24 protein-coding genes, 2 tRNA genes and 1 pseudogene are annotated in these 22,670 nt (G+C 61.8%); 14 read left to right on the top strand and 13 right to left on the bottom strand.

Features of this window, described 5'->3' with window-relative positions; all coding sequences use genetic code 11:
• Window positions 1-36: 36 nt before the first annotated feature.
• From mltG to ACT6QG_RS07945, 6 genes are all read right to left on the bottom strand, one after another.
• On the bottom strand, window positions 37-1,221 hold the full coding sequence (gene mltG, locus ACT6QG_RS07970; protein ID WP_444977043.1) for an endolytic transglycosylase MltG: 1,185 nt from the start codon (window positions 1,219-1,221) through the stop codon (window positions 37-39).
• A 90-nt stretch (window positions 1,222-1,311) separates the two neighbouring features.
• The gene (fabF, locus tag ACT6QG_RS07965) at window positions 1,312-2,574 is read right to left on the bottom strand and encodes a beta-ketoacyl-ACP synthase II (RefSeq protein ID WP_444977042.1); all 1,263 of its coding nucleotides are present in this window, start codon (window positions 2,572-2,574) and stop codon (window positions 1,312-1,314) included.
• A gap of 148 nt (window positions 2,575-2,722) precedes the next feature.
• Entirely contained in the window at window positions 2,723-2,959 is a 237-nt protein-coding gene (locus tag ACT6QG_RS07960; protein ID WP_238121842.1) for an acyl carrier protein, read from the bottom strand.
• Between the two features lie 325 nt (window positions 2,960-3,284).
• Window positions 3,285-4,028: a 3-oxoacyl-[acyl-carrier-protein] reductase gene (fabG, locus tag ACT6QG_RS07955; RefSeq protein ID WP_444977041.1), complete on the bottom strand. Its 744-nt coding sequence runs from the start codon at window positions 4,026-4,028 to the stop codon at window positions 3,285-3,287.
• Window positions 4,029-4,190: 162 nt separating this feature from the next.
• Window positions 4,191-5,165 (bottom strand): ACP S-malonyltransferase, encoded by a 975-nt coding sequence (fabD, locus tag ACT6QG_RS07950; protein ID WP_444977040.1) that lies wholly within the window; start codon window positions 5,163-5,165, stop codon window positions 4,191-4,193.
• 93 nt (window positions 5,166-5,258) lie between these two features.
• A complete protein-coding gene (locus tag ACT6QG_RS07945; RefSeq protein WP_444977039.1) occupies window positions 5,259-6,317 on the bottom strand; it encodes a polysaccharide deacetylase family protein in 1,059 nt (352 codons plus the stop codon).
• 467 nt (window positions 6,318-6,784) lie between these two features.
• Between ACT6QG_RS07945 and ACT6QG_RS07940 the strand changes: the two genes are divergently transcribed.
• Together ACT6QG_RS07940 and ACT6QG_RS07935 are read left to right on the top strand one after the other, a co-directional pair.
• Window positions 6,785-7,552, top strand: coding sequence for an SDR family oxidoreductase (locus tag ACT6QG_RS07940; protein ID WP_444977038.1), 768 nt, complete (start codon window positions 6,785-6,787; stop codon window positions 7,550-7,552).
• 52 nt (window positions 7,553-7,604) lie between these two features.
• On the top strand, window positions 7,605-7,982 hold the full coding sequence (locus ACT6QG_RS07935) for a dihydroneopterin aldolase (protein WP_444977037.1): 378 nt from the start codon (window positions 7,605-7,607) through the stop codon (window positions 7,980-7,982).
• Here the strand turns inward: ACT6QG_RS07935 and ACT6QG_RS07930 are convergent.
• The 3 genes from ACT6QG_RS07930 to galU form a co-directional block, all read right to left on the bottom strand.
• Window positions 7,979-9,079 (bottom strand): nickel/cobalt transporter, encoded by a 1,101-nt coding sequence (locus tag ACT6QG_RS07930; protein WP_444977036.1) that lies wholly within the window; start codon window positions 9,077-9,079, stop codon window positions 7,979-7,981. The two genes, ACT6QG_RS07935 and ACT6QG_RS07930, sit on opposite strands and share 4 nt — an antisense overlap.
• Before the next feature lie 10 nt (window positions 9,080-9,089).
• Entirely contained in the window at window positions 9,090-9,728 is a 639-nt protein-coding gene (locus tag ACT6QG_RS07925) for a DUF1007 family protein (protein WP_444977035.1), read from the bottom strand.
• Window positions 9,729-9,797: 69 nt separating this feature from the next.
• Entirely contained in the window at window positions 9,798-10,697 is a 900-nt protein-coding gene (gene galU / locus ACT6QG_RS07920; RefSeq protein WP_444977034.1) for a UTP--glucose-1-phosphate uridylyltransferase GalU, read from the bottom strand.
• 395 nt (window positions 10,698-11,092) lie between these two features.
• Here galU and ACT6QG_RS07915 point away from each other — a divergent pair, with 395 nt between their 5' ends.
• Complete coding sequence (locus tag ACT6QG_RS07915; RefSeq protein ID WP_444977033.1) at window positions 11,093-12,370, top strand: lytic murein transglycosylase; 1,278 nt, start codon at window positions 11,093-11,095, stop codon at window positions 12,368-12,370.
• Between the two features lie 358 nt (window positions 12,371-12,728).
• Here ACT6QG_RS07915 and ACT6QG_RS07910 read toward each other — a convergent pair.
• Window positions 12,729-13,073: pseudogene (locus tag ACT6QG_RS07910) on the bottom strand (BRO-N domain-containing protein); the annotation flags it as partial.
• 211 nt (window positions 13,074-13,284) lie between these two features.
• On the bottom strand, window positions 13,285-13,473 hold the full coding sequence (locus ACT6QG_RS07905) for a hypothetical protein (protein ID WP_444977032.1): 189 nt from the start codon (window positions 13,471-13,473) through the stop codon (window positions 13,285-13,287).
• Window positions 13,474-13,536: 63 nt separating this feature from the next.
• On the opposite strand from ACT6QG_RS07905, the gene ACT6QG_RS07900 reads away from it, so the two are divergent.
• The 7 genes from ACT6QG_RS07900 to ACT6QG_RS07870 all read left to right on the top strand — a co-directional run bounded on the left by ACT6QG_RS07900 (window position 13,537) and on the right by ACT6QG_RS07870 (window position 19,379).
• Window positions 13,537-14,412 (top strand): Rha family transcriptional regulator, encoded by an 876-nt coding sequence (locus tag ACT6QG_RS07900; protein ID WP_444977031.1) that lies wholly within the window; start codon window positions 13,537-13,539, stop codon window positions 14,410-14,412.
• A 188-nt stretch (window positions 14,413-14,600) separates the two neighbouring features.
• The gene (locus ACT6QG_RS07895) at window positions 14,601-16,316 is read left to right on the top strand and encodes a major capsid protein (protein ID WP_444977030.1); all 1,716 of its coding nucleotides are present in this window, start codon (window positions 14,601-14,603) and stop codon (window positions 16,314-16,316) included.
• 171 nt (window positions 16,317-16,487) lie between these two features.
• A complete protein-coding gene (locus ACT6QG_RS07890) occupies window positions 16,488-16,967 on the top strand; it encodes a Panacea domain-containing protein (protein ID WP_444977029.1) in 480 nt (159 codons plus the stop codon).
• Between the two features lie 2 nt (window positions 16,968-16,969).
• Complete coding sequence (locus tag ACT6QG_RS07885; protein WP_444977028.1) at window positions 16,970-17,434, top strand: hypothetical protein; 465 nt, start codon at window positions 16,970-16,972, stop codon at window positions 17,432-17,434.
• 66 nt (window positions 17,435-17,500) lie between these two features.
• On the top strand, window positions 17,501-17,848 hold the full coding sequence (locus ACT6QG_RS07880) for a Rha family transcriptional regulator (protein WP_444977027.1): 348 nt from the start codon (window positions 17,501-17,503) through the stop codon (window positions 17,846-17,848).
• A 75-nt stretch (window positions 17,849-17,923) separates the two neighbouring features.
• The gene (locus tag ACT6QG_RS07875; protein WP_444977026.1) at window positions 17,924-18,397 is read left to right on the top strand and encodes a virion core protein, T7 gp14 family; all 474 of its coding nucleotides are present in this window, start codon (window positions 17,924-17,926) and stop codon (window positions 18,395-18,397) included.
• 292 nt (window positions 18,398-18,689) lie between these two features.
• Window positions 18,690-19,379, top strand: coding sequence for a recombinase family protein (locus tag ACT6QG_RS07870; RefSeq protein WP_444977025.1), 690 nt, complete (start codon window positions 18,690-18,692; stop codon window positions 19,377-19,379).
• A 197-nt stretch (window positions 19,380-19,576) separates the two neighbouring features.
• On the opposite strand, the gene ACT6QG_RS07865 is transcribed toward ACT6QG_RS07870, so the two are convergent.
• Window positions 19,577-19,651 (bottom strand) — tRNA-Glu (locus tag ACT6QG_RS07865).
• 442 nt (window positions 19,652-20,093) lie between these two features.
• On the opposite strand from ACT6QG_RS07865, the gene ACT6QG_RS07860 reads away from it, so the two are divergent.
• From ACT6QG_RS07860 to ACT6QG_RS07845, 4 genes are all read left to right on the top strand, one after another.
• On the top strand, window positions 20,094-20,666 hold the full coding sequence (locus tag ACT6QG_RS07860; protein WP_444977024.1) for a cold-shock protein: 573 nt from the start codon (window positions 20,094-20,096) through the stop codon (window positions 20,664-20,666).
• 39 nt (window positions 20,667-20,705) lie between these two features.
• On the top strand, window positions 20,706-21,245 hold the full coding sequence (locus ACT6QG_RS07855; RefSeq protein WP_444977023.1) for a DUF192 domain-containing protein: 540 nt from the start codon (window positions 20,706-20,708) through the stop codon (window positions 21,243-21,245).
• A gap of 223 nt (window positions 21,246-21,468) precedes the next feature.
• Window positions 21,469-21,545, top strand: a tRNA-Pro gene (locus ACT6QG_RS07850).
• A gap of 252 nt (window positions 21,546-21,797) precedes the next feature.
• The gene (locus ACT6QG_RS07845; RefSeq protein WP_444977022.1) at window positions 21,798-22,169 is read left to right on the top strand and encodes a DUF488 domain-containing protein; all 372 of its coding nucleotides are present in this window, start codon (window positions 21,798-21,800) and stop codon (window positions 22,167-22,169) included.
• 4 nt (window positions 22,170-22,173) lie between these two features.
• Here the strand turns inward: ACT6QG_RS07845 and ACT6QG_RS07840 are convergent, their stop codons facing one another.
• Complete coding sequence (locus ACT6QG_RS07840) at window positions 22,174-22,647, bottom strand: cyclic nucleotide-binding domain-containing protein (RefSeq protein ID WP_444977021.1); 474 nt, start codon at window positions 22,645-22,647, stop codon at window positions 22,174-22,176.
• Window positions 22,648-22,670: the final 23 nt, after the last annotated feature.

Here is a 22,670-nt window from a genome sequence, read left to right as displayed (position 1 = left end):
CATGCAGGTCTACAGGCAGAAACGCTGCCCGCCTCCTCAGTTTTCGGAATTCGGCTGGCCCGCCCCATCCTTGCGCGCAGCCTCTATGGAGCGCCAGCGGGCGACATTGCGGTTATGCTCGGCCAGCGTCTCCGCAAAGGCATGCCCGCCCGTGCCATCTGCCACGAAGAAGAGCGCCGATGTCTTGGCCGGGTTGGCGACAGCCTCCAGAGCCTCACGTCCCGGATTGCTGATCGGCCCCGGGGGCAGACCATTGATGGCATAGGTATTGTAAGCCGTCGGCGTGGAAATGTCGGTGCGGGAAATCGGCCGGCCAAGGCTGCCCTTGCCCCCCACGATACCATAGATGATGGTGGGATCAGACTGCAGGCGCATGCCCTTGTTCAAGCGGTTGATGAACACGGCAGCCACCTGCGGGCGCTCGGAAGCCTGCCCGGTTTCCTTCTCCACGATGGATGCCAGGGTGACCAGATCCTGCTGGCTGCGCAAAGGCAGGCCGCTCTGCCGCTTCTCCCACGCCGCTTTCACGACCTTCTGCTGCGCCTGCGCCATTTCCTTCAGCAGGGCCTCGCGCGACATGCCGCGATTGATGCGATAGGTCTCCGGCAGAAGGGTCCCTTCACGCGGTACGGAGGGCTGCCCGGTGAGCAGATCATTATCCATCAGCCGCGCAACGACCTGCTCGCTCGTCAGGCCCTCGGGAATGGTGATCTGGTGCAGGACGACCTTGCCGGAATCGATGGTGTCGATGACACTGGCCACCGATTGGCCCGGCTTGAAAAGATATTCACCGGCCTTGAGATTCGCGTTGCTGCGCCCCAGCTTCTGGCCGGCGACGAACACCGCCCAGTTATTGATGACGCCTTCATTCTCAAGCAGTTCGGCCATATCCCGCACGCCATAGCCGCGGGGAATTTCCACGACCTTCTCGGTCTTGAGAGGACCGGGCGCATTGAAGGCGCGCTGGGCATACCAGGCACCCATTCCGCCGCCAACCATCACCAGAAGAAGAAATGTGAAGATGCCACTGCCAATGGCCACAGCCGGGTGGCGGGCGGCGCGCGAAGGCCGCTTGCGCCGCCTGGGCGGCACTTCCGTCTCTGCGGTTTCGTTCACCTGTTCCGCGGCATCCGAATCAACCGGGGCATGTCCTTCGGCAGGGTCCGCAGGCGTTGTGCGGGCTGGGTCCGTGCCGGAAGGGCTGTTCTCGGGTGTCGCCATCTCAGGGCCTCCCACCATACTGTGTGTAGGGCTGGTTAGCCGCCCATTGCGGCAGGCTTGAGGGAAACGGCGGGAAAATCCCGCCGTTCATCAAGCCGTATAACGCCGGAAAATCAGCGACGCATTGGTGCCGCCGAACCCGAAGGAATTGGACAGCACCGTATCGATCTGTCGCTCCCGCGGCTTCTGCGGAACCAGATCCAGCGGTGTATCCACCGAAGGATTCTCCAGATTGAGTGTCGCCGGAGCGATCTGGTCCCGGATCGCCAGAATCGAGAAGATCGCCTCGACAGCGCCGGCCGCGCCAAGAAGATGGCCTATCGACGACTTGGTGGAGGACATGGAGGTGTTGGCGGCAGAATTGCCAAGCACCCGCTCCACGGCCTTCAGCTCGATCTCGTCCGCCATGGTCGAGGTGCCATGGGCATTGATGTAATCGATATCGCCGGGGGAGAGATTCGCCCGCTTCAGCGCTGCCATCATGCAACGATAGGCGCCATCTCCATCCGGAGACGGGGCAGTGATGTGATAGGCATCGCCCGAAAGGCCATAACCCACCAGTTCGCCATAGATTTTCGCGCCACGGGCCTTGGCGTGCTCCAGCTCTTCCAGAACCACGACACCGGCCCCCTCACCCATCACGAAACCGTCACGGTCACGATCATAGGGGCGCGAGGCGCGGGTGGGCTCGTCATTGAAGGCGGTGCACAGCGCCTTGCAGGCGGCAAAGCCGGCAATGGCCAGGCGGTTGAGGGGCGATTCGGTGCCCCCCGCAACCATCACATCCGCATCACCGAGCGCGATCAGGCGGCCCGCATCGCCAATGGCGTGCGCACCCGTGGAGCAGGCCGTGACCACCGCATGGTTCGGCCCCTTGAGACCGTGCTGGATGGACACATAGCCGCCCGCCAGATTGATCAGGCGTCCGGGAATGAAGAAGGGAGAAATACGACGCGGGCCGCGCTCCTTCAGCACAAAGGCCGAATCCGCGATTCCCTCGATGCCACCAATGCCGGAACCAATCAGAACGCCGCTGGCGATCTGGTCCTCATAGCTGGTGGGGTGCCAGTTGGCGTCATCCAGCGCCTGCGCAGCCGCAGCCATGGCATAGACGATGAATTCATCGACCTTGCGTTGCTCCTTCGGCTCCATCCAGTCATCCGGATTATAGGTGCCATCGGTGCCGTCGCCGCGCGGAATATGCGCGCCAACCTTGCAGGCAAGGTCGGAGACATCAAACTCAGTGATGTTCTTGACACCACTCTCACCGGCCAGAAGCCGGCGCCAGCTGGTCTCGACCCCGCATCCGAGGGGGGTCACCATTCCGAGACCGGTGACGACGACACGTCTCATGACTTAAAACTCCGGCAAGCGATCAGGAAGGCGTGACCCGTCATGCCGCCGGCGGATTCTTGCGCCACGGGAAGGACATCGGGCCCTTTAGCGACAACGGTCGCGGGCATGTGGTGCCACGCGACCGTTGTTTCGTCAGGCGTCAGGCTCAAGCCGCATTCTTTTCCAGGAACTTGATTGCGTCGCCCACCGTCAGGATGGTCTCGGCCGCATCGTCCGGGATCTCGCAGTTGAAGGCTTCCTCGAAAGCCATCACGAGTTCGACGGTGTCGAGGCTGTCCGCGCCGAGATCGTCGATAAAGGAGGCGGCGTCAGTGACCTTCTCAGGCTCCACACCCAGATGCTCCGCGACAATCTTCTTCACGCGCTCGGCGATGTCACTCATCGATACAACCCTCGTTATAATCGGATAATTCCGTTGCCATCCGGCGTTCCAAGGTGGGCATAAAACCTTTTTGGCGCTCTGCCCAGCCCCCAGAGGCCAGTCCCACGTCCGTATTCTTGTTCACACCGCATCCCAGAGGCCATTTTCCGGGGAAAACTCAGCCCCTCCCTAAGGGAAGAAACCTTTTCTTCGTTTTCCACCGGCTGGCCCGGCATTCCGGATCACACACCGATTCCAGACTGGTCAGGCGGCTCGTTACCATACTCATAGCCGCATGACCAGCAAAGCGCGCAATAGGAAAGCGGGTCAAAAGAAACGGTCAAGCTCAGATCATCGCCATGCCGCCATTCACGTGCAGGGTCTGGCCCGTCACGTAAGAGGCTTCATCAGATGCCAGATAAACACAAGCGGCGGCGATGTCCTCAGGCTTGCCAAGCTTTGCCGCCGGCACAGCCTTCAGAATGGATTCACGCTGCTTGTCATTGAGCGCATCGGTCATCGGCGTGGCGATGAAGCCGGGTGCGACACAGTTCACCGTCACCCCGCGCGAGGCCACTTCCTGCGCCAGGGACTTGGACATGCCGATCATGCCCGCCTTGGCGGCGGCATAATTGCCCTGCCCGGCATTGCCGGTGACGCCGACAATCGACGTGATGGAAATGATGCGGCCCGAGCGACGGCGCATCATGGTGCGCACGGCGGCCCGCGTGAGGCGGAAAACAGCGGTGAGATTCACCTTGATGACATCATCCCACGCCTCGTCCGTCAGACGCATGAAGATGTTGTCGCGGGTGATTCCCGCATTGTTGACCAGAATATCGATATGCCCGCCCAGCGCCTCCTCGGCGGAAGGCACGAGATTCTCCACCTCTTCCATGGAGGAGAGATTGCAGGGCAGAACCACCACGCGATCCCCGCCCAGCTCGCCTGCCAGCGCGTCCAGCGCTTCACGGCGGGTACCGGAGATGGCCACATGGGCGCCACGCGCATGCAGGGCGCGGGCAACAGCCCCGCCAATGCCGCCGGTCGCGCCGGTGACAAGGGCGGTCTTGCCGGTCAGATCAAACATGAAAACTCCCAGTTCCTGTCCAGCTCACCGGTTTCGGGCAACTGGCTTCGAGATATTGGCCTGTCCCGCCCGCACCATGCAGACTCGTTCGGCCATGTTCTGCCTTCAGCGCGCGGCAAGAGCAAGAACTAGAGCAAGAACTCCTGCCGGCGCCGGCATTTTTCAGCCGTTCCGGTGCGCGGCAATGAAGGCGGCGACATCTTCCGCCGTCCCCACATTGGCAACGCCCAGCTTGCGGTCAATGCGCCGCACAAGGCCGGAAAGCACCTTGCCGGCGCCCACTTCCACAAAGCGGTTCACCCCGGCGGCAGACATATAGATGAGGCTCTCGCGCCAGCGCACCGTATCCGTCACCTGTTCCACCAGAAGGCGGGTGATTTCGGCAGCATCGGTCACCGGGGCGGCGCGCACATTGGCCACCAGCGGCACCACCGGCGCCTTCACCTCGATCTCGGCCAGCGCCCGGGCCATGGCATTGGCGGCGGGGGTCATCAGGCGGCAATGGAAGGGGGCGGACACGGGCAGGAGAATGGCCTTCATGGCCCCCTTCTCCTTGGCGATCTCGATCGCGCGCTCGACCGCCGCGCGCGAACCGGAGACGACCACCTGCCCCGGCGCATTGTCATTGGCCGCTTCGCACACCTCCCCCTGGGAGGCTTCGGCGGCGACAGCCACGGCCTGGTCATAATCCAGCCCCAGCAGGGCGGCCATCGCGCCCTCGCCCACCGGCACGGCTTCCTGCATGGCGCGGCCGCGAATGCGCAGCAGGCGCGCGGCATCGGCCACGGAAAGCGAGCCGGCGGCCGCCAGCGCGGAATATTCGCCCAGCGAATGACCGGCGACAAAGGCCGCATCGCGGGACAGGTCAACCCCCGCCTCGCTCTCCAGCACGCGCATGGCGGCCAGAGACACGGCCATGAGAGCCGGCTGGGCATTGGCGGTGAGGGTCAGCTCCTCGGCCGGGCCTTCCCACATGACCCGGGTGAGATTCTCGCCAAGGGCGGCATCCACCTCATCGAACACCGCTTTCGCGACCGGGAAACTGTCCGCGAGGGTCTTGCCCATGCCGACAGCCTGGCTCCCCTGTCCGGGAAAAACAAAGGCGGTCTGCGACCCGGGACGGGCATCATCGCTCATGAGGCGGCTCCATATGAAATTCGCGGTGCGCAGTGACACCGGGCCTGCCCTGAAGTCAAGCCCGGCAAGGTCACGGTGTGCGGGGCAGCCTGTTCAGTAGAGGCCGATGCCGCTGCCGGCGGGGGCGTGATGATGCGGATCACGCTTTTTGGGCTTCTGGCGCGGGGGGGTGGCACGGGCGGTTGCGGGCTGCGCCTCGGCAACCCGTGCGCCGGGACGATCCATGGCCAGAAGCTCCGAGGTCGTGGCGAACTTGTAGCCGCGCGCGATCATTGTATCGAGGAGCTGGGGCACGGCGGCAACCGTTGTGGGGTGGATATCATGCATCAGAATGATGCTGCCCGGCTGCACCTTGGCCAGAACCCGCTCCCGCACGGTGTTGGCGTTGCGATTCTTCCAGTCCAGCGGATCGACCGACCAGTAGATGAAGGTGAGGTCGTGGGTCTTCTCGATATGGCTGCGCAAGGCTGGCGTCATCGCGCCATAGGGCGGGCGAATGTAACGCGGGCGCTGGCCCGTGGCGCGCTCGATGGCGGCGTTCGTATCACCGATCTGCTTGTCGACAGCGGCGCGCGAAATCTTGGGAAGCTGGGGGTGATTCCAGGAATGGTTCGCCACCTCATGACCTTCCGCGATCATGCGGCGCAAGATCGCCGGATGCTGGCTGGCGCGCGAGCCGAGCACGAAGAAGGTGGCCTTCACACCGCGCGCCTTCAGCATGTCCAGCAGCTTGTTGGTGGTTTCGGGGTTGGGGCCGTCATCAAAGGTGAGCGCCACATAGCGCTCATTCACATTGACGGAATTATAGGCGCGCCGACCTGTTGATGCCGCGGCGGGGGCGGCCTTTTCAGAGGCGGCGGCAACCGGGGCCGGCGCGGCAGGCGTCGCGGCCGGAGCCGAAGAGGCCGCGGCCGGAGCCACGGGGGAGGATGTGGCGCTGGAAGCTGCAGATGCTGCCGCCGGAGCGGCAGGCGTCTGCGGCGCTGTAGCCGGCGCCGTGGCGGCAGCCGGTGGCGGCGCGAAAACGGAAGGCCCGGAGGGAACCGGCGCGAACGGGGAGGTGGCGGCCACCCCCTCATTTTGCGCGACTGCAGAACCAAGGCTCAGCACGCCCAGAGCGAGCACGGCCACAAAGCCCTTGAAAACCTTCACGATGGTCCCGTCCTGATGCTGCGCCCGGCCTGATGTGGAAAACCGCATCACGGTCCGAACCGGCGCACGCATGCGCCTGAAGCTTGAGGCTGCGGACCGTGCGCCCGCGCGCCTGCTGAGATGGGTGGGAGTTATGGGGAGAAAATGCGATGACAGCAAGGCTGCTCGCGCTTTTGCCGGATTTCTTCGCCGCCCCGCGAGCATCTGCAATATGCGACATATAACCGCACCAGAGGACGCGCGGCCTGCCTCCTCTCCCCCGCCGGATGCGCCGGATGGCGGGGAAATCCAGGCTTGTGAGCCATCTGGCGGGGCGGTAAGACACATCATGCGGACAGGCGCGGACAGCCCTGGCGCAGACTGACGCTGGAGGCTGAAACCCTGCGGTTACCGCCCTTTCTTCACCAAGCCACCTCTTCTTCCAGACATGAGGACCGGACCCGTTGAGGCAGGACGACAAACCCGGAGTGGAGAGACGCTCGGTTCTCATCACCGGCGGCGCGGAGCGTATCGGCCGCGTGCTGGCCCTCAGCCTCGCCCGCGCCGGATGGCATGTGGTGGTGCATTACAATCTCTCCCACGCCTCCGCTCTGGCGCTGGTGGAGAAGATCCGCGCCGAGGGCTGGATGGCCGACGCGGTGCAGGCGGATCTGGAACAGCGCGATGCCGCCGAACAGCTTGCCGAACAGGCCGGCAGCGCGGCCCATGCCTGTGGCAGCCGCCTGTGCGCGGTCATCAACAATGCCTCTCTGTTCCGCTATGACACGCTGGCGGACATGACGGTCGAGGGCTTCGATGCCCATATGGCCGTGAACCTGCGCAGCCCCATCTTTCTCAGCCGGCGCGCCGCCGCGCTCATGGGTCCGCAGGGCGGCTGCATCATCAATCTGCTCGACAACAAGATCAACGCGCCCAATCCGGACTATTTCACCTACACCATCGCCAAGCTGGCCCTCGCCTCCGCAACCGGCACGCTGGCGCTGGCACTGGCCCCCGCCGTCAGGGTCTGCGGCATTGCGCCGGGCATTACCCTGCCCAGCGGGGTGCAGAGTGTGGCCGAGTTCGAAAAGGCCCATCGCGCCAACCCGCTCCATATGGGCTGCACGCCGGAGCAGGTGGCGCAGGCGGTGCATTTCATTCTGGAGACACCGGCCATGACCGGGCAGACCATCGTGATCGATGGCGGACAATCCCTCACCAATCCGGGGCGCGATGTCGCCTTCATTCCCCTGTGACGCAGACCACGCAAGGCGTGGGGAGGTTCCTCCCATCAACCAGTTGGCAAATATGGTGATCCGGCAGCACAGCATTTCCCTCCGCGATCTGGAGCTCGATGCATCGATCGGCATTCACCACCATGAAAAGGCGCGCCGCCAGCGCGTTCTCGTCAGCGTGCGACTGATTCTCGATCCGGCGCATGTGGCGCAGGGCGACAATATCCACACCACGGTGGATTATGATTTCCTGCGCATGGGCATTCAGGCCCTGCTGGAACAGCGCCACTACAATCTGCAGGAAACGCTGGTGCAGGATATTCTGGCCCTGTGCGGCACCCGCAAGGGTGTGGTCCGCGCCATCGTCTCCTCCCGCAAGACCGAGGCCTATGCCGATTGTGACAGCGTGGGCTATGAGGCCGAGGCGGAGTTCACGGCGCAGGGCGGTTAGCCCGGCAGCAGACGCTCGCTCTCCAGATAGCCGGTCAGCAAGGCCAGGCCGAACAGCATCACCAGAATGGCGGCCAGCGTTTCCAGCAGACGCATGAGAATGCTTGCCCCCCGCCCTTCGCTGCCGGCAAGGCGCACCGCAAGGCGCTTGCCATAAACGGCAAGGGCGGCGATGCCGGTCACCGTCAGCGCCGTGCCCAGCCCCATGGCCAGCGCCGAAAGGATGCCGACAAGGAACACCCCCTGCGACAGCGCGAAGGTGAGCACGAGAATCGCCCCCGAACAGGGCCGGGCGCCTGCCGAGACGACGGCAACCACCGCGCGTTTCCAGTCCCCATCGGCAATGGCCGGGCCGGGCATGTGCGCATCTCCGCAGCCGCAATCATCCCCATGGGCATGGTCCGGCACACCGCGCACGGCAGCGATGAAGGCGCGCCCCTTCATGAAGGTGAGATAAAGGCCGAACAGGGCTATGCCGCCATAGGCCGCAATCTCGATGATGTTCATGGCCTGCGCCATGGACGCGGCGGTCGACCCCAGCAGCGCGGCCAGCACCCCCACGAACAGGATGGCCACCAGCGCCTGCATCAGCCCCGAGGCCAGAGCCAGCATGGCGCCGCGCCGCAATGTGCCCCCATCCGCCAGCAGATAGGAGGAAATGACCGCCTTGCCATGGCCGGGGCCGGCGGCATGAAAAACGCCATAGGCGAATGAGAGCCCCACCAGCAGCCATGCGGCCGATCCGTCCGTGCGGGCCGCCTTCACCGCCCCCACCAGAGCGCGGTAGAATTCCGCCTGTCTGGCCATGATATAGCCGCCAATGCCGCCAGCCGGCGCGCCCGGCCCGGCCATGCCGAAGGGGGTGGTGCGCGGCTCCTGCGCCTGTTGCCTGACCATCTGGCCCAGCCCCTGTGCGAGGGCGATTTCAGGAAACAGCAGGAGAACCAGCAGCAGGGCGAACGCCACCAGCCCAAGACACCACAAGGCCAGGGCACCCCAGCGGGCCGTGTGCGGGAAATTCAGGGTGAGGGCAGAGGCGGCGCGCCCGGGCCAGAAGGCAAGGCGGGCGGGCCGAAACCGGGAATGGCCTTGCTTCATCGCGACAGGCTCATGGGCAGTTCACCACGATCTTGTCTGCAATCTGTGCGCTGAAGGCGCTGGATTGCGCGAGATTCTCGAAGAAATCCTCGGAGAGATTGCTGGTGTCCATGCGGGGCGGGGAAATCACCTTCTCCGTACAGCCCGCCGGGGCATCCACCAGCCTGACGGCATCCTTCGGGGCAAACTCGAAGGCAACGAAATAGGTGGGGTCATAAATATCGATGGAGACCTGCGAGCTTGCGGGCAGCGGCTTCACCAGAGGCAGGGTGAAATGCAGGGTCAGCGCATCGTCCTTGTAGGTGAGATAATAATCCACCGGGTCCTTCAGACGCAGCCGCGAGGTCGCGCTCTTGGCGGTGACGAAATACTCATATTCCTTCAGCGAGGAGATGTTCACCTCCGCCAGCGGCTTGAGCACGTCATCGCCATAGGTGCCATCGGCCTGCCTGGCCAGCCCCTGAAGGGCGAAGGCACTGAAGGCCTCATCGAAGGTCCATTCCTGCTTCACGCCGGTGAGCTTGCCATCCGGCCCGTAAACCAGCGCGCTGCGCATCACCACCCACACATGGGGATGGGCCTGCGCCAGTCCCGGCAGGACCAGCACAAGCCCGAGCACGATCGAGAAAACTGCAAGAAGACGCCGCATCACTCACCCTCTGTCATGCTGGAATGGAGGCAGACTTCGGCGGTTTCGGGGCGCGGGTCATGCAGCAGGTCAATCCGCCTCCACCGCGCCCAGCGAGAACAGCTTGCGCAGCTCGGTGCGGAATTCCGGCTCGATATCGGGGCGCGAAAGGGCATAGGCCACATTCGCCATGAGGAAGCCGATCTTGGAGCCGCAATCATAGACCGAGCCCTCGAATGTCACAGCGAAGAAGCGCTCGCGCTCATTCAGCCGCAGCATCGCATCGGTGAGCTGGATCTCGCCGCCCGCGCCCGGATCCTGCTTCTCCAGCAGGTCGAAGATGGAGGGCTGGAGAATGTAGCGGCCGGAAATGGCCAGATTAGATGGCGCCGTGCCGCGGGCCGGCTTTTCCACCATCTGCGTGATGGGCCGTGCCTTGCCGGGGCGGTCTTCCACCCCCACGATGCCATACTGGTTGGTCTGGTCATCCGGCACTTCATAGACGGACACCACATTGCCGCCCGTCTCCTCATAGGCTTCCACCATGGAGGACAGACAGCCCTGGCTGCCATTGTCGAAATGCAGCATATCGGGCAGCAGCAGGGCGAAGGGCTCATCGGCGATGATGTCGCGCGCGCACCACACCGCATGGCCAAGGCCGAGGGGCAGCTGCTGGCGGGTGAAAGAGGTGGTGCCGGGCTTGGGCGTATCATCGCCCAGCTCTTCCAGCAGCTTCTGCTTGCCGCGCTCCTGCAGGGTGCGCTCCAGCTCGAACTGCCGGTCGAAATGGTCCTCGATCACCGCCTTGTTGCGGCCGGTGACAAACACGATGTGCTCGATTCCAGCGGCCAGCGCCTCATCCACCACATGCTGCACCACGGGCCGATCCACAACCGGCAGCATCTCCTTCGGCACAGCCTTGGTTGCAGGAAGGAAGCGCGTGCCAAGGCCGGCAACGGGAAGGATCGCCTTGCGAATGGGTTTGGGCATGAAAGATGTCCGTCCTGTTCTGCCACAACATAAATGCGAACGTCAGCGCAGATGCTCTCCGCGCATATGGAATGCGCAGGGGGCACAACCACCTGATGATGATCAGGCATGAACCGCAATACCAGCCAAATTCTGGCATTGCCGGGTTTTCAGCCTGCCGGCAGGGCCGAAGTGCACAGATATCACATCCCAGCCGGCGGATTTCGCCGCCCTGCGGAAGAAGGGGCATGTGAAGGGGACACGTGAAAGCTTGCGCTGCGTTAACCGGCACGCAACCATATGGAAGGCTCAATGGTGGCATGTGAGAGGCCGGCGCACCGGCCATGAGTGTGGAACGCGGACACAGGGTTTTGGCAATGGCAAAGACGATTTCACGGCGCGCACGGTTCAGGGGCATGTGGTGTGCCACCCTCGCGCTCACGGCGGCATCGTTCATCGCACCCGCCCATGCGCAGGCCCAGACCACCGGCTCCCTGCCCGCCGCCAACACCCGCATGGCCAATGGCAGCCATCCGCTGATGACGCCGCAGGCCATTGCCCAGGCCCGCGCCAATTTCCCGCAGTGCATCGCCTCGCTGTGGCCGATGGCGCAGGCCAATGGCGTCTCGCGCCAGGTGTTCGAGCGCTATACGCGCAATCTCCAGCCCGACATGAAGATCATGGAGTTCATGGAAAGCCAGCCGGAATTCTCCAAGCCGGTGGGTGATTATGTGAACATGCTGGTGAGCAATTACCGGGTGAAGAAGGGGCGCGAGATTCTCGCCCAGTACAAGCCCATCTTCGACCGGGCCGAGAAGGTCTTCGGGGTGGACCGCTACGCCGTCGCCGCCATCTGGGGCATCGAATCCTCCTATGGCCACCCTTCCGGCATCGGCAACCGCCATGTGCTGACCTCCACCGCCACCCTGTCCTGCATCGGCCGGCGGCAGGAATATTTCCGCACGGAATTCATTGCCACACTCCAGATTCTCCAGCGCGGGGACGTGCCCTATGAGGATCTGAAGGGCTCATGGGCCGGCGCATTCGGCCCCACACAGTTCATGCCCACCTCTTTCCATCGCTTTGCGGTGGACTTTGACGGCGATGGCAAGCGCGATGTGGTGAATTCCATTCCCGACATCATCGGCTCAACGGCCAACAATCTGAAGCTGGATGGCTGGACCCTCGGCAAGACCTGGGGTTACGAGGTGAAGCTGCCTGCGAACTTTGACTATCGCTATGCCAATCGCAGCTTCAAGCAGTCCCTCGGCCAGTGGTCGGCGCTGGGTGTGACCCGCCCGAACGGCCAGGGCTTCCCGCGCGGAAGCGATCAGGCCTATCTGCTGCTGCCGGCAGGTGCCAAGGGCCCGGCCTTCCTGATGCTCCAGAACTTTGACGCCATCCTGCAATACAATCCGGCGGATGCCTATGCGTTGGCCATCGGCCATCTGGCAGACCGGCTGCGGGGCGGTGGCCCCTTCGTGCAGAGCTGGCCGAAGGAAGAGCGCGGTCTTTCCCGCGCGGAACGGGTGGAAATTCAGGGCCGCCTGACCCAGCGCGGCTATGACATTGGCGCTCTGGACGGCATTCTGGGCACCAAGACCCGCACCGCCATTCAGGACTTCCAGGCCCGCTCCGGCCTGCTGCCGGATGGCTACCCGGATGTTGCCCTTCTGAAGCAGCTCCGCCGCTGATTCCCCATTCCCCAAAGCCTCAGGGCGGCCCAGAACCGCCCTGCCCTACCAGATGCCCCGCGGCCCCGGCCCGGGGCATCCGTGTTTCCGGCCCCTCGTTCCGGAGGGGCGCCGAAGCGGGCGGCCATATCGCAAAAGCGGAAATGACACACCAGAAGGCAAACGAGCGCGCGGGCGGAGAGGACAGATACTGTGCCGGCGCGGCCACCGCGCTCTTGCCAGCCTGAGCATGCGCGCCATGCAACAGCGCACAGACAGGAGACCTGCTGCCAGCCAACCGAAATGTAAGGGAAGATATGCGTAGGGTTGTCGGCAGGGTACTGCCCTGATCTGCCATCACCTCCATGGCCTTGAAGACCAGCTCCTCCTCGCTCATCTCACCGGTTCGGACCTTCTCCTCGCCGTGAATGTAGCCGCCGTCCTTGCGGATGGAGGGGAGGACTTCGCGCGTCACCCAATCCTGAAAGGCGCGGGCCGAGGGCTTGTCGGAGCGCATGACGAGCTTGTAGAGCCCGCTTTCGGAGATGCAGAGCATTTGCTGCACGCCTCCGGGGGTAGCAATCCGTTTGCTACCCTTTTCATCGGGCGAGACCGTGTTGCGGAGAATGCGGCTGGGAGCATAAGACTTGTTTGTCTTGTCCCAGCCGAGGTCCAACACCCGGCACACATCCGCCGCGACGAACCAAGGTGCCCCCTCAATCATCACAACGCGGATGTCGTGGGAATGAAACTGGAAGAGGGAAACGGGAGAATTGTTGTCGTTGGTGTTCATCAGCGATGATCCTTATTCGCCGCAGGCGGCTGGAAAGGTGTTGCCCACCCGCCAAAGCTGTCTTTCAGGACAGCCTCGGTGAGCTTCAGGGCGATTGAAGGGGAGAGGAGGAGGAAGAGCGCGAGGTTCATTCGACCAGCCGTCAGGTGACCGGCTCGGCTTCTTCAGCATCAGCGTTGCGGGCGGCGCGGACCTTCTCCACCACCCCTCGGAGGTTGCCGGTCAGGAACACCGCCAGCGCATGGGCGTCGTCCTCAGGAGGACTGACAAACTCCAGCCCTGCAACCAGCGCCTTCAGGGCGATGGCAAGGGGAGAGAAGAAGGGCGGCATTGAGGACCTGAAGAAGGCCCGGCACATTTTGGATGTGCTGATCGCCCACGAGCAGGGCACCTGATGGCCCGCCTTGAACGGGGGCTGAAAGAGCCTTCGGGAATTAAGTCCCACTTCAGCACAAACCGCAGCGCCCCTCTATCAGTTTCCCTTACAGATATTCCTCAAGAGCTTTTGGATTATCTGGATGCGACCTTTCCTTACGCTCCGGTGTTTTTTCCTTGGCACCGTAGAGCGCCTGTCCGCGACCTGCCCTTTCCACTGGCCCCATGCCTCCCGCTTTATGTCCTCTCACGGGATGCTGTGGGGTGGGTGGAAGGGGCAGGTCAGATGTTCGCCCGCAACAGGAGAAAGGCCCTGATGCTACCACAAGAAAACCTGCCGACAGAACTACACCAGGAGTTACGCGAAGAGGGCCGACCAACGCCCTGGCGACCATCCCGCAGTATTCCAAACCCTTGGGCAGCAGTCGCAGGCGACCCCGCAGACCCGAAGGTTATTCCCGTTGTTATGACAGGAACTGATGGAAAGCCGGTTGCCAACTCACGGGACGTGGCTGCGCATTTCGGGAAACAACACAAAAACGTGCTCCGCGACATCGAAGCCATGATAACCGACGACCCGGCATGTCGGCTCAATTTTGAGCTTACATCGCAAACCGTTGCTATGCCTCGTGGCGGCACACGCCAAGAGCCTGCCTATCTCATGGACCGGGACGGTTTCACTCTCCTCGCCATGGGCTTCACCGGCAAGAAGGCACTGCAATTCAAGAGGGCGTACGTCGCCGCTTACAATGCCCTTGAAGCAGGCGCTCTTGCGGCAATGAAACGGCAAGCCGAAGTCCAACGCACAGTTGATGCCTTGAACATGGCAAAAGCTGTCGGCCTCATTGGCCCTGACACCAAGAAATCAATTCGGAAGGTGCTGATGACATCATGAATGCAACGACACAGACCTAGCCCACTCACCACACTTCCTCTCATGGAACGACAAACGCGCCACTCCTTGCAAGGAGGACGCCCGCCGCAGGCTTTCAAAGCGGCACCAATTCCATGAAAGGAAACAAAAACTTGAGTACCAGTGTTTCTCGTCTCGGCCAGATTAACCAGGTTGGGGCGACTGACGTAATGTTTATGAAGATCTTCGCCGGTGAAGTCCTGACGGAGTTTGAACGCGTTAATGTGTTCAAGGCGCTGCACTTCGTTCGCCAGATCAAGGCGGGCAAGTCCGCGTCCTTCCCGCTGATCGGTCGCGCCTCTTCCGGTTATCACACGCCGGGGGCCTACATTGAAGGCAACGCGATCAGCCACGCTGAAACGGTCATCACCGTGGATGACCTGCTTCAGTCCAGCACTTTCATCCCGGATGTGGATGGCAACAGCGATCCGCAGACGGCTCGCAATGTTCTTGCGGTGCTCAATGCGCCCCGTGTCGATCCTGCCACCGGCAAGGCCCTACCCAGCCTTTCGCAGGACCCGCGCTTCAAAACAGACGCGGACCTTCTGCGCCAACAGGCCACCACTGTTCTCTCGAAGGACTGGACCAAGCAGCAGAAGGAGGGGCTCTTTCGGAATGCTGCCAATGCTTTCGCCAAGGGTGACGGCTCATTCGATGCCATTCAGGACTTCTACGTCCAGAACCCTTTCACTGGTGAACGCGCCCTGTTCAAGGCTGATGAAGTGAAGGAAGGGGCCATTACCTACACCCGACAGTTCACCCGTAACCGTGTTGCTGACCAGCTCAAGGACCAGCCACAGGCGGTTGTGAACGGGCAGGTCTTCATTGAAGAGGCGAACCTGTTCATCCCGAACGGGGTGGTGAACACGGGCTGGAAGAGCTTCCTCGGTTCTTCTGTACGTGATGCCGCAGACCCCACATCCCTGACGGCCCCCGCCAAGCTGGCGAAGCTGGGGCAGGCAGCAAACCTCTATGAGGCCATCCGCAGCCGCAGCCCGGCCTCTGTCGGGGACTATGTGAGCGGCAAGGAGAAGGACTTCTTCGAGGCATTCCACCTGTTCCGAAAAGACGGGATGCCTGTGGAGCAGGCCCTGTCACAGGCCAGTGCCATCCTCTCTCCTGATGCGGCAGACGACCGGCAACTGGTGACGCAGTATCAGGAGATCGATAGTGCCGTTAAAAGTCTCCGTGCTGATGGAGGAGCCCGTAGGTGGTTCTCCAACCCATTCTCCAATAGCGGCACCCCTTACAACCTCGGCCTTGCCAATACCGAAATCACCCGCCGTGCCCGCAACTACCTTCGGGCCGGAGGCATGAGCCCTGAAGCTGCCGTGAAGGCTGCGGCAGAGGCTGTACAGAAGGAGGTTCCCGGTGTGAACGGCGTCCTCCAGTTCAATCGTTCCGCCTTCCTGACCCATGAGAATGTGCCTGTCGCACAGCAGGCTTTGTCGTCCGTGTGGACGATGAACCAGGATGCTCTGAAAGCGCAGGGCGTGGATGGGCCGGAAGACCTGTCCCTATCCTTCGTCGGGAACAGCTATCGGGTCATCATCGGGAAGACTGGTGCTCCTGTCGGTGGGCCGGGCAACCGTCTTCTCACGCTTTCTGACGCTGACCTTCGTGCCGTGAAGCGCGGCATGGCGCAGGAGAAGAATGAGGAAATCCTGCGGAAGCGGGAAGAGGCTGCCAAGTCGCGGGACGCCGGTCAGAAGCTGTTTGAAGGCACGCTTGCCGCCCCCGTGTTCAACTTCCTCACAGACCCTCAAGCTGGGCAGAAGATGGGCAACTTCAACAGAGGCGTTCTGGACGTTCTGACGGGCAATGACCCCGTCTCACAGGAGCGTCAAAAGCGGATCGAAGAGCGGAAGAAAAGGCCTCTTCTTTAAGCATATAAGCAATTCCTGCCCCCTTTAGAGAGGGGGCGGGCTTTCATCGTTACAGCTACCCGCAGTTAGCAAGGGGTTAAAAAATTAACTTCAAGCACCACATATAATGTGCAATGAAGGGACCAACAGTATGTCAACAACGTTCTAATTGGTCAGAAAGGAGGGCGGAATATGTATGACGCTCGACAAGTTGCCAATTGGTTCGTGGAGCGTGCGAAAGAAGATGGGCGTTCGCTGACGATTATGCAGCTTTTGAAGCTCGTCTATATCGCCCACGGCTGGTATCTGGAAATGTCCAAGTCCCCCTTGATCCGCAACAGGATTGAGGCATGGCAGTATGGGCCTGTTATTCCGGATGTTTATGAAGGCTTCCGACCTAAGGGGATCAAGGTGGAAGAGCCCGTCGACGGCTATGAAATACCTCGTAATGCCTTTGTCGATAGAGTTCTCAACCACGTCTATGATACTTATGGAAAGATGACTGCCTCTAGGTTGTCTACATTGACGCATGAGGTGGGCGGGCCGTGGCACAAGGCAACATCAACCTATGGGTATTTTGCCCCTATCACTGACGATATGATTCTCCCGCACTATCAGGAGAAGCGGCGGCAGTACAATGAGCGGCAGGAAACCAATAAGGCAGTGATGTGAACGTGAGCGAAGACGATTCTCCAGCTCCACCAACCTTAATGTTTCCAAGTGGTGCGGAATGGGAGGCCCGTATAAATGACCTCACCTCCCGCATCACTGAACTTGAAGACCGAATTACAAACTCTGAAGAGGCGAGCGCCCTTGAAGATGGGCGGCGGCAACGCCTTCTTCTGCTTGACGAGATAGAGCAACGCATATTTATGCGAAAAGTAACTCTTTGGATAGCCATTGGAGTAATGGCATTGATGTTACTTATCGCTATTTTTTCTATCTTCTATCGCTCTTTCCCCGCCGTATCTGCTATGCCGTCTTCGCTTGCGGCGCTGCTATTCATTGCTCCTATCGTTTCAATGTCTGCAATTACAGTTATGTTGTTGATTGGCGCATTTCGGCGTTTTAAAGATGAAACTGTAGATGAGAAGTCTCTTTTAATAGAGGCTCTTAAACAATTAAATTCCGGCTCTTAATGTGCTGCGTATTGATCGCATACCACTTTCAAGAATGCTGTCCCCACCGTCGCCATCCTGCCCAGCATGACAGGCGACCAGCCACTCACCATGTCCAGCCGGGAGATTGCCGAGTTGACCGGCAAGCTCCACAAGAATGTGGTTCGGGACATTGAGGCAATGCTAGCTGGGCTCAATTCTGAGCCGAGTGATTTTCTGACCAGCTACAAGGACAGTACAGGGCGCAGCCTCAAGGAATATCGCCTCCCCAAGCGTGAGACGATGATCCTCGTGTCCGGCTACAGCATCCCCCTTCGCGCCGCTATCGTGGACCGCTGGCAGGAACTGGAAGAGAAGGCACAGTCTGCCGCTCTCACCTTGCCTAACTTCACGGCCCCTGTAGCAGCCGCCCGTGCGTGGGCTGACGAAGCGTAGCGGGCCATCGAAGCCGAGTGCCAAATACAAGGAACCATAGAAGAAGTGTGCCTCGCAGCAGCGCCCATCCTCGGGATGGCCCTAAGCGTTGCGGGCAGTGTCGCTGGTTATTCCGCTGCCAAACAGCAGGCGGATGCGCAGAACCAGATGTATCGCGACAATGCCCGTGATGCGAATGACGCCGCAGAAAACCAGTATGCCGCCCTCCAGCACCGTGCCCTACAGGAGCGCAATGCGGCTGGGCAGAAACTCTTCCAGTCCAATATCGACGGCCTGAAGGCCCGCTCCGAGGCGCGTACTGCCGCAGGCGAAGCTGGTGTGTCCGGCCTCTCCGTCAACGCTCTTCTCGGAGACCTGTGGTCCCAGCAGGCTCGGCGGGATGATGCCACCATGCAGAACTTCGAGACCGCACGGGATGATGCCTATGCGCAGATGGATCAGGTGAAGGCCGGTACGCAATCCCGGATCAATTCTGTCCAGAGGGCCGCCAGTCCCAGCATCCTTCCCTTCCTGATCGGCGGTGTCGCCAACGGTCTGGGAGGCTTCTGACAAGGAAGCCGTAAAATCTACCAGAAATTTCTGAAGCCCTCCCTCGATAGATAAGTACGCGCGAGACCCCCCGGCACCCCCTTCGCGCGACACCGCACGGGCGATCATACCGCGCCTGGGTGCGATACCGTGCGGGTAGTGCGAAAGTTGCTAGCGCGGGGGAGTTTGTCGCTTCCCTTCCACTGCCTTGCCGTCTGGTGACGTTCTGTCGTAGCCCTGACCAAATCACCAGCTTGACACTTGCGAATCACCATGTATCAATTCATGCAACGCTCGTTGCTAGGTTCGATACATGACCAAGAACACGCCCCGCTTCATCTCCTACCTGCGTGTCTCCACGGACCAGCAGGGCCGCTCTGGCCTTGGGCTGGAAGCGCAGAAGGCTGCCGTCAGCGGCTTTCTGGCTGGGCAGCAGGAAGCCTTGGTACAAGAGTTCGTTGAAGTGGAGAGCGGCAAACGCAGTGACCGCCCCGAACTGGCAAAGGCCGTAGCCGCCTGCCGTGCCTATAGGGCCGTACTTCTAGTCGCCAAGCTGGACCGGCTGGCCCGTGACGCCCACTTTCTTCTCGGCCTTCAGAAGGCAGGCGTGGAGTTCATCGCTTGTGACATGCCCAGCGCTAACAGGTTGACAGTGGGCATCATGGCGATGGTGGCAGAGGAAGAGGCTCGCATGATTTCGGCCCGCACCAAGGCTGCCTTGGCCGCTGCGAAGGCCCGTGGTGTGAAACTGGGCGGCTTCAGGGGGCGTGCAGGAACACTGGAAGATGTTGCAAAGGCGTCCGCTGCGAAGCGGGAGAAGGCGGCAGAACGTGCCGAGGCATTGGCCCCGATCTTCTCACGCATTGACCCGGAGGCTTCATTGACGCTTCGGGCCCTAGCATCTGCGCTGGAAGCAGAGGGTGTGCCGACCGTGACCGGCAAGGGCAAGTGGACTGCGGCAGGCGTGGCGCGGGTGCGTGAGAGGCTGGCGATGGCAGGGTGAGGAAGCCGGAAGATTTCTGCGTGCGCCTTCGGGCATCTGTCTGTTTGTTTTCTTTGGCCCGCCCGACTCACTCAGAACCACCAAAGCCACTAAGGGCGCTTTTGGGGTCCCGGCTGGGGTCCTGCGTGGGGTACCATAGGCCTAAATGCCTCTTACAAGCGCTTGAAAAACAACAAGAATTTCAATAAAATAAAACCTGGCGCGCCCTAGGGGAATCGAACCCCTCTCTCCACCGTGAAAGGGTGGCGTCCTGACCGATAGACGAAGGGCGCTCAGGGACCGTCTGTATAGAAAGAGGCCCGGCCGCCTGCAAGCGCCATATGAAACTTTTCCAGAAACTTTGTCCATTTCCGGCCCGAAATGACGATTTCCGGCCATTCCAGCACACTGTTTTCCACAGGCAGGCAATTTGCGAGATATGCTCACCCCATTGATTTTAAATCATATTCACAGCCCCGGGCGCCGCCACAACCCTGCCTCCACAAGCCCGCAAAAAATCTGGGAAAACGTCTCCCCGCCCCGGCAGATGCTTCCGCCACCGCGCCCCGCACAGTGAAACGGGTCATGCAACCTGCATTTGCGGCACAGGCCGGTGCGCATTCAACAAAAGGCAGATATTCCGGTGCGCAAAGAGGGTGTGCGAAACGGCTTCGAATTGGTATTCTGCCGGCAGGTGAAACCACGTGCGTGTGTGCGCTAGGAATCTGATGACATATGGGGTCTGACACACTGGGGCTGGGAATTCAGCCTGATGGTCTGATCAACACGCCGCCTCATGAGGCACATGAACCTGAACATGTGAGCGGTATCATCAAATGGTTCGATGTGGCGAAAGGCTACGGCTTCGTCACCGCGGACGACGGCGGGCCAGATATTCTGGTTCACGTGACCTGTCTGAGACGGGACGGTTTTCAAACGGCTCTCGAAGGTGCCCGGGTTACATGCGAGGCCACGCGCGGCCCCAAGGGCAGGCAGGCCTTCCGCGTTCTGGATGTGGACCTGAGCGTGGCCACCCCTTCCCAATCCGCACGCACGCATGTGCAGGTGGAACCCACAAGCCCGCTGGTCAAGGCCCGGGTGAAATGGTTCAATCGGCTGCGCGGGTTCGGCTTTCTCTCCGAGGGAGAGGACAGCGCCGACATCTTCGTGCATATGGAAACCCTGCGACAGTTCGGGCTGACTGAACTGCGCCCGGGCCAGAGCGTTCTGGTGCGCTATGGGCAGGGCTCGAAGGGCCATATGGCGGCGGAGATCATGGCCTGCCCTGAAGCTGCCGGGAATCACTGAGAGAACTGGCCGAGCCTGTCGTACAAGAGGGTGTTCCTCATGCCGAGCGTCCAGCGTTTTTGCCGTGCATCCGCAATGGTGCTGGCGAGCCTGCTCGTGCTGGGGGGCGGGAGCGTGCTCCTGCCCCTGCATTCCGCACAAGCCAGATCCGACACCCCGAAACAGCCCCCGGCCGAAGAGCAGGTTCGGCTGCTGAAGCCCTTCGAGGCCGTGGAAATTGCCACCGGGAAGGGCGTGGTGATGCTGCAGATGGAGGTGGCGCGCAATGATGCAGACCGCACCCGCGGCCTGATGTATCGCACCTCCCTGCCGGACCGCCATGGCATGCTGTTCGACTTTGAAGCCGAGCAGCCCATCTTCATGTGGATGAAGAACACCTATATTCCGCTGGATATGCTGTTCATCCGCGAGGATGGCAGCATCATCCGCATCGAGGAAATGACCACGCCCCACTCCACCCGCACCATCGCCTCCGGCGAACCGGCGCGCGCCGTGATTGAGCTGGCTGGCGGTTCCGCCCGCCGCCTCGGCATCATGCCGGGAGACAAGGTGGCCCATCCCATTTTCAAGGCGCGCTGACCCATCTGGCTCCCGCCGGTTTCCGGCAGGGCGGCCATAATGAGCAAACCGGACGGCGAAACACGCTCCCCCCCATATGCCGCAAGCCGGCATTTTCCCCCGCGCTTTCCATGCGTCTGGTGCCGGCGGGCAGGATGAAGCGGTCTTATCCTGCCTTTTCTGCCCTCCCCCTCTTGCACCCCGCAGCCCGGGCAGGTAGACGTGCCATCATCTTGGAGTTTGTCGGAGCATAGCGCAGCTTGGTAGCGCATCTGCTTTGGGAGCAGAGGGTCGCAGGTTCAAATCCTGCTGCTCCGACCACTACCCGGCCTGTTCGAACAGGCTCATCTCTCAGGAAAAACTGGACGTTGAAGGCCGCCGGCATCGCTGGGCGCTCCTGCTTCCGGTCTCAGGCACGGCCTGCTCTCTGCCCGCCTGTCGGGGACAACGCCACCTTCATGCGCCGATCATCGCCATGGTCCATGGCATGGTTTAGAATGGCCGCGCCTCAGGCTCCGTTCCCATCATGACAGGGCTGCCGCGGATTGCCGCCATGACCACCTGGAGGAAGCCATGCCAGACTCTCTTGCGAACCTCCATGTCAGGCGCGTCTATGAGCCTGCCCGGCCGGAAGATGGTGCCCGCATTCTGGTTGATCGGGTCTGGCCCCGTGGCTTGAGCAAGGAGAAAGCCGCCCTCACTCTCTGGCTGAAGGAGATTGCGCCGAGCACGGAGCTGCGCAAATGGTTCGGGCATGACCCGGCCCGCTACGCCACCTTCTCGGAGCGCTACCGGGCCGAGCTGGATGGCAATGAAGACGCGCTCGCCCGTCTGCGGGCCTATCTCGGGAAAGGGCCTGTGACGCTGCTCTATGGCGCGCATGATGAGGAGCATAATCAGGCGCGCGTTCTGGCGGACTATCTGCGCCGGCATGGCGCACCCTGACCCCTCAGGGGCGCCGTGAGCTGGGGCGGAAATATTCCAGCTCGTGCCGCACCTCATCCAGATCTCCCAGAAACCTGTCGAGGCGGGAGGCCAGTTCCCTCTTCAGCTCCAGGGCGGCCTGAGGTCTGGTTTCGAGAAGCTGCACGAAACTTGCCCGGCTGATGTGCAGCAGCACGGTTTCCATGGTCGCCGATGCGCGGGCGGGACGGGGCAGGTCCACCAGCAGCGAGAGTTCGCCCACCAGCGCGCCAGCACCCACCCGGCGCGTCTGCCCGCCCGGTTCGCCCGGCACCAGCTCCAGCTCCCCGCTGGCGATGACATATCCGCCAGCGGAAACCTCTCCCTCGCGGAACAGAACCTGCCCTGCCTCCAGCTCCCGCTCTTCCGCCTCCGCCGCAAGCGTGCGCAGGGCGGCGTCATCAAATGCCGCGAAAGTGGGAATCGCGCGCAGCAGCGCAGACTTCTGTTCCGGGTTCACCGTTTCATCCTTGCGAGGCGGGA

This window comes from Haloleucobacter ellipsoideus (assembly GCF_052491725.1).
This window is presented reverse-complemented; position numbering and strand designations above follow the sequence as displayed.

What these genes read in the sequence shown, in the direction of transcription:
- mltG (WP_444977043.1), bottom strand. Translation starts at nt 1,221, where the DNA reads ATGGCGACACCCGAGAACAGCCCTTCCGGCACGGACCCAGCCCGCACA.
- fabF (WP_444977042.1), bottom strand. Translation starts at nt 2,574, where the DNA reads ATGAGACGTGTCGTCGTCACCGGTCTCGGAATGGTGACCCCCCTCGGA.
- ACT6QG_RS07960 (WP_238121842.1), bottom strand. Translation starts at nt 2,959, where the DNA reads ATGAGTGACATCGCCGAGCGCGTGAAGAAGATTGTCGCGGAGCATCTG.
- fabG (WP_444977041.1), bottom strand. Translation starts at nt 4,028, where the DNA reads ATGTTTGATCTGACCGGCAAGACCGCCCTTGTCACCGGCGCGACCGGC.
- fabD (WP_444977040.1), bottom strand. Translation starts at nt 5,165, where the DNA reads ATGAGCGATGATGCCCGTCCCGGGTCGCAGACCGCCTTTGTTTTTCCC.
- ACT6QG_RS07935 (WP_444977037.1), top strand. Translation starts at nt 7,605, where the DNA reads ATGGTGATCCGGCAGCACAGCATTTCCCTCCGCGATCTGGAGCTCGAT.
- ACT6QG_RS07930 (WP_444977036.1), bottom strand. Translation starts at nt 9,079, where the DNA reads ATGAAGCAAGGCCATTCCCGGTTTCGGCCCGCCCGCCTTGCCTTCTGG.
- ACT6QG_RS07925 (WP_444977035.1), bottom strand. Translation starts at nt 9,728, where the DNA reads ATGCGGCGTCTTCTTGCAGTTTTCTCGATCGTGCTCGGGCTTGTGCTG.
- galU (WP_444977034.1), bottom strand. Translation starts at nt 10,697, where the DNA reads ATGCCCAAACCCATTCGCAAGGCGATCCTTCCCGTTGCCGGCCTTGGC.
- ACT6QG_RS07915 (WP_444977033.1), top strand. Translation starts at nt 11,093, where the DNA reads ATGTGGTGTGCCACCCTCGCGCTCACGGCGGCATCGTTCATCGCACCC.
- ACT6QG_RS07905 (WP_444977032.1), bottom strand. Translation starts at nt 13,473, where the DNA reads ATGCCGCCCTTCTTCTCTCCCCTTGCCATCGCCCTGAAGGCGCTGGTT.
- ACT6QG_RS07900 (WP_444977031.1), top strand. Translation starts at nt 13,537, where the DNA reads ATGGCCCGCCTTGAACGGGGGCTGAAAGAGCCTTCGGGAATTAAGTCC.
- ACT6QG_RS07895 (WP_444977030.1), top strand. Translation starts at nt 14,601, where the DNA reads ATGTTTATGAAGATCTTCGCCGGTGAAGTCCTGACGGAGTTTGAACGC.
- ACT6QG_RS07890 (WP_444977029.1), top strand. Translation starts at nt 16,488, where the DNA reads ATGTATGACGCTCGACAAGTTGCCAATTGGTTCGTGGAGCGTGCGAAA.
- ACT6QG_RS07880 (WP_444977027.1), top strand. Translation starts at nt 17,501, where the DNA reads ATGACAGGCGACCAGCCACTCACCATGTCCAGCCGGGAGATTGCCGAG.
- ACT6QG_RS07875 (WP_444977026.1), top strand. Translation starts at nt 17,924, where the DNA reads ATGGCCCTAAGCGTTGCGGGCAGTGTCGCTGGTTATTCCGCTGCCAAA.
- ACT6QG_RS07870 (WP_444977025.1), top strand. Translation starts at nt 18,690, where the DNA reads ATGACCAAGAACACGCCCCGCTTCATCTCCTACCTGCGTGTCTCCACG.
- ACT6QG_RS07860 (WP_444977024.1), top strand. Translation starts at nt 20,094, where the DNA reads ATGGGGTCTGACACACTGGGGCTGGGAATTCAGCCTGATGGTCTGATC.
- ACT6QG_RS07855 (WP_444977023.1), top strand. Translation starts at nt 20,706, where the DNA reads ATGCCGAGCGTCCAGCGTTTTTGCCGTGCATCCGCAATGGTGCTGGCG.
- ACT6QG_RS07845 (WP_444977022.1), top strand. Translation starts at nt 21,798, where the DNA reads ATGCCAGACTCTCTTGCGAACCTCCATGTCAGGCGCGTCTATGAGCCT.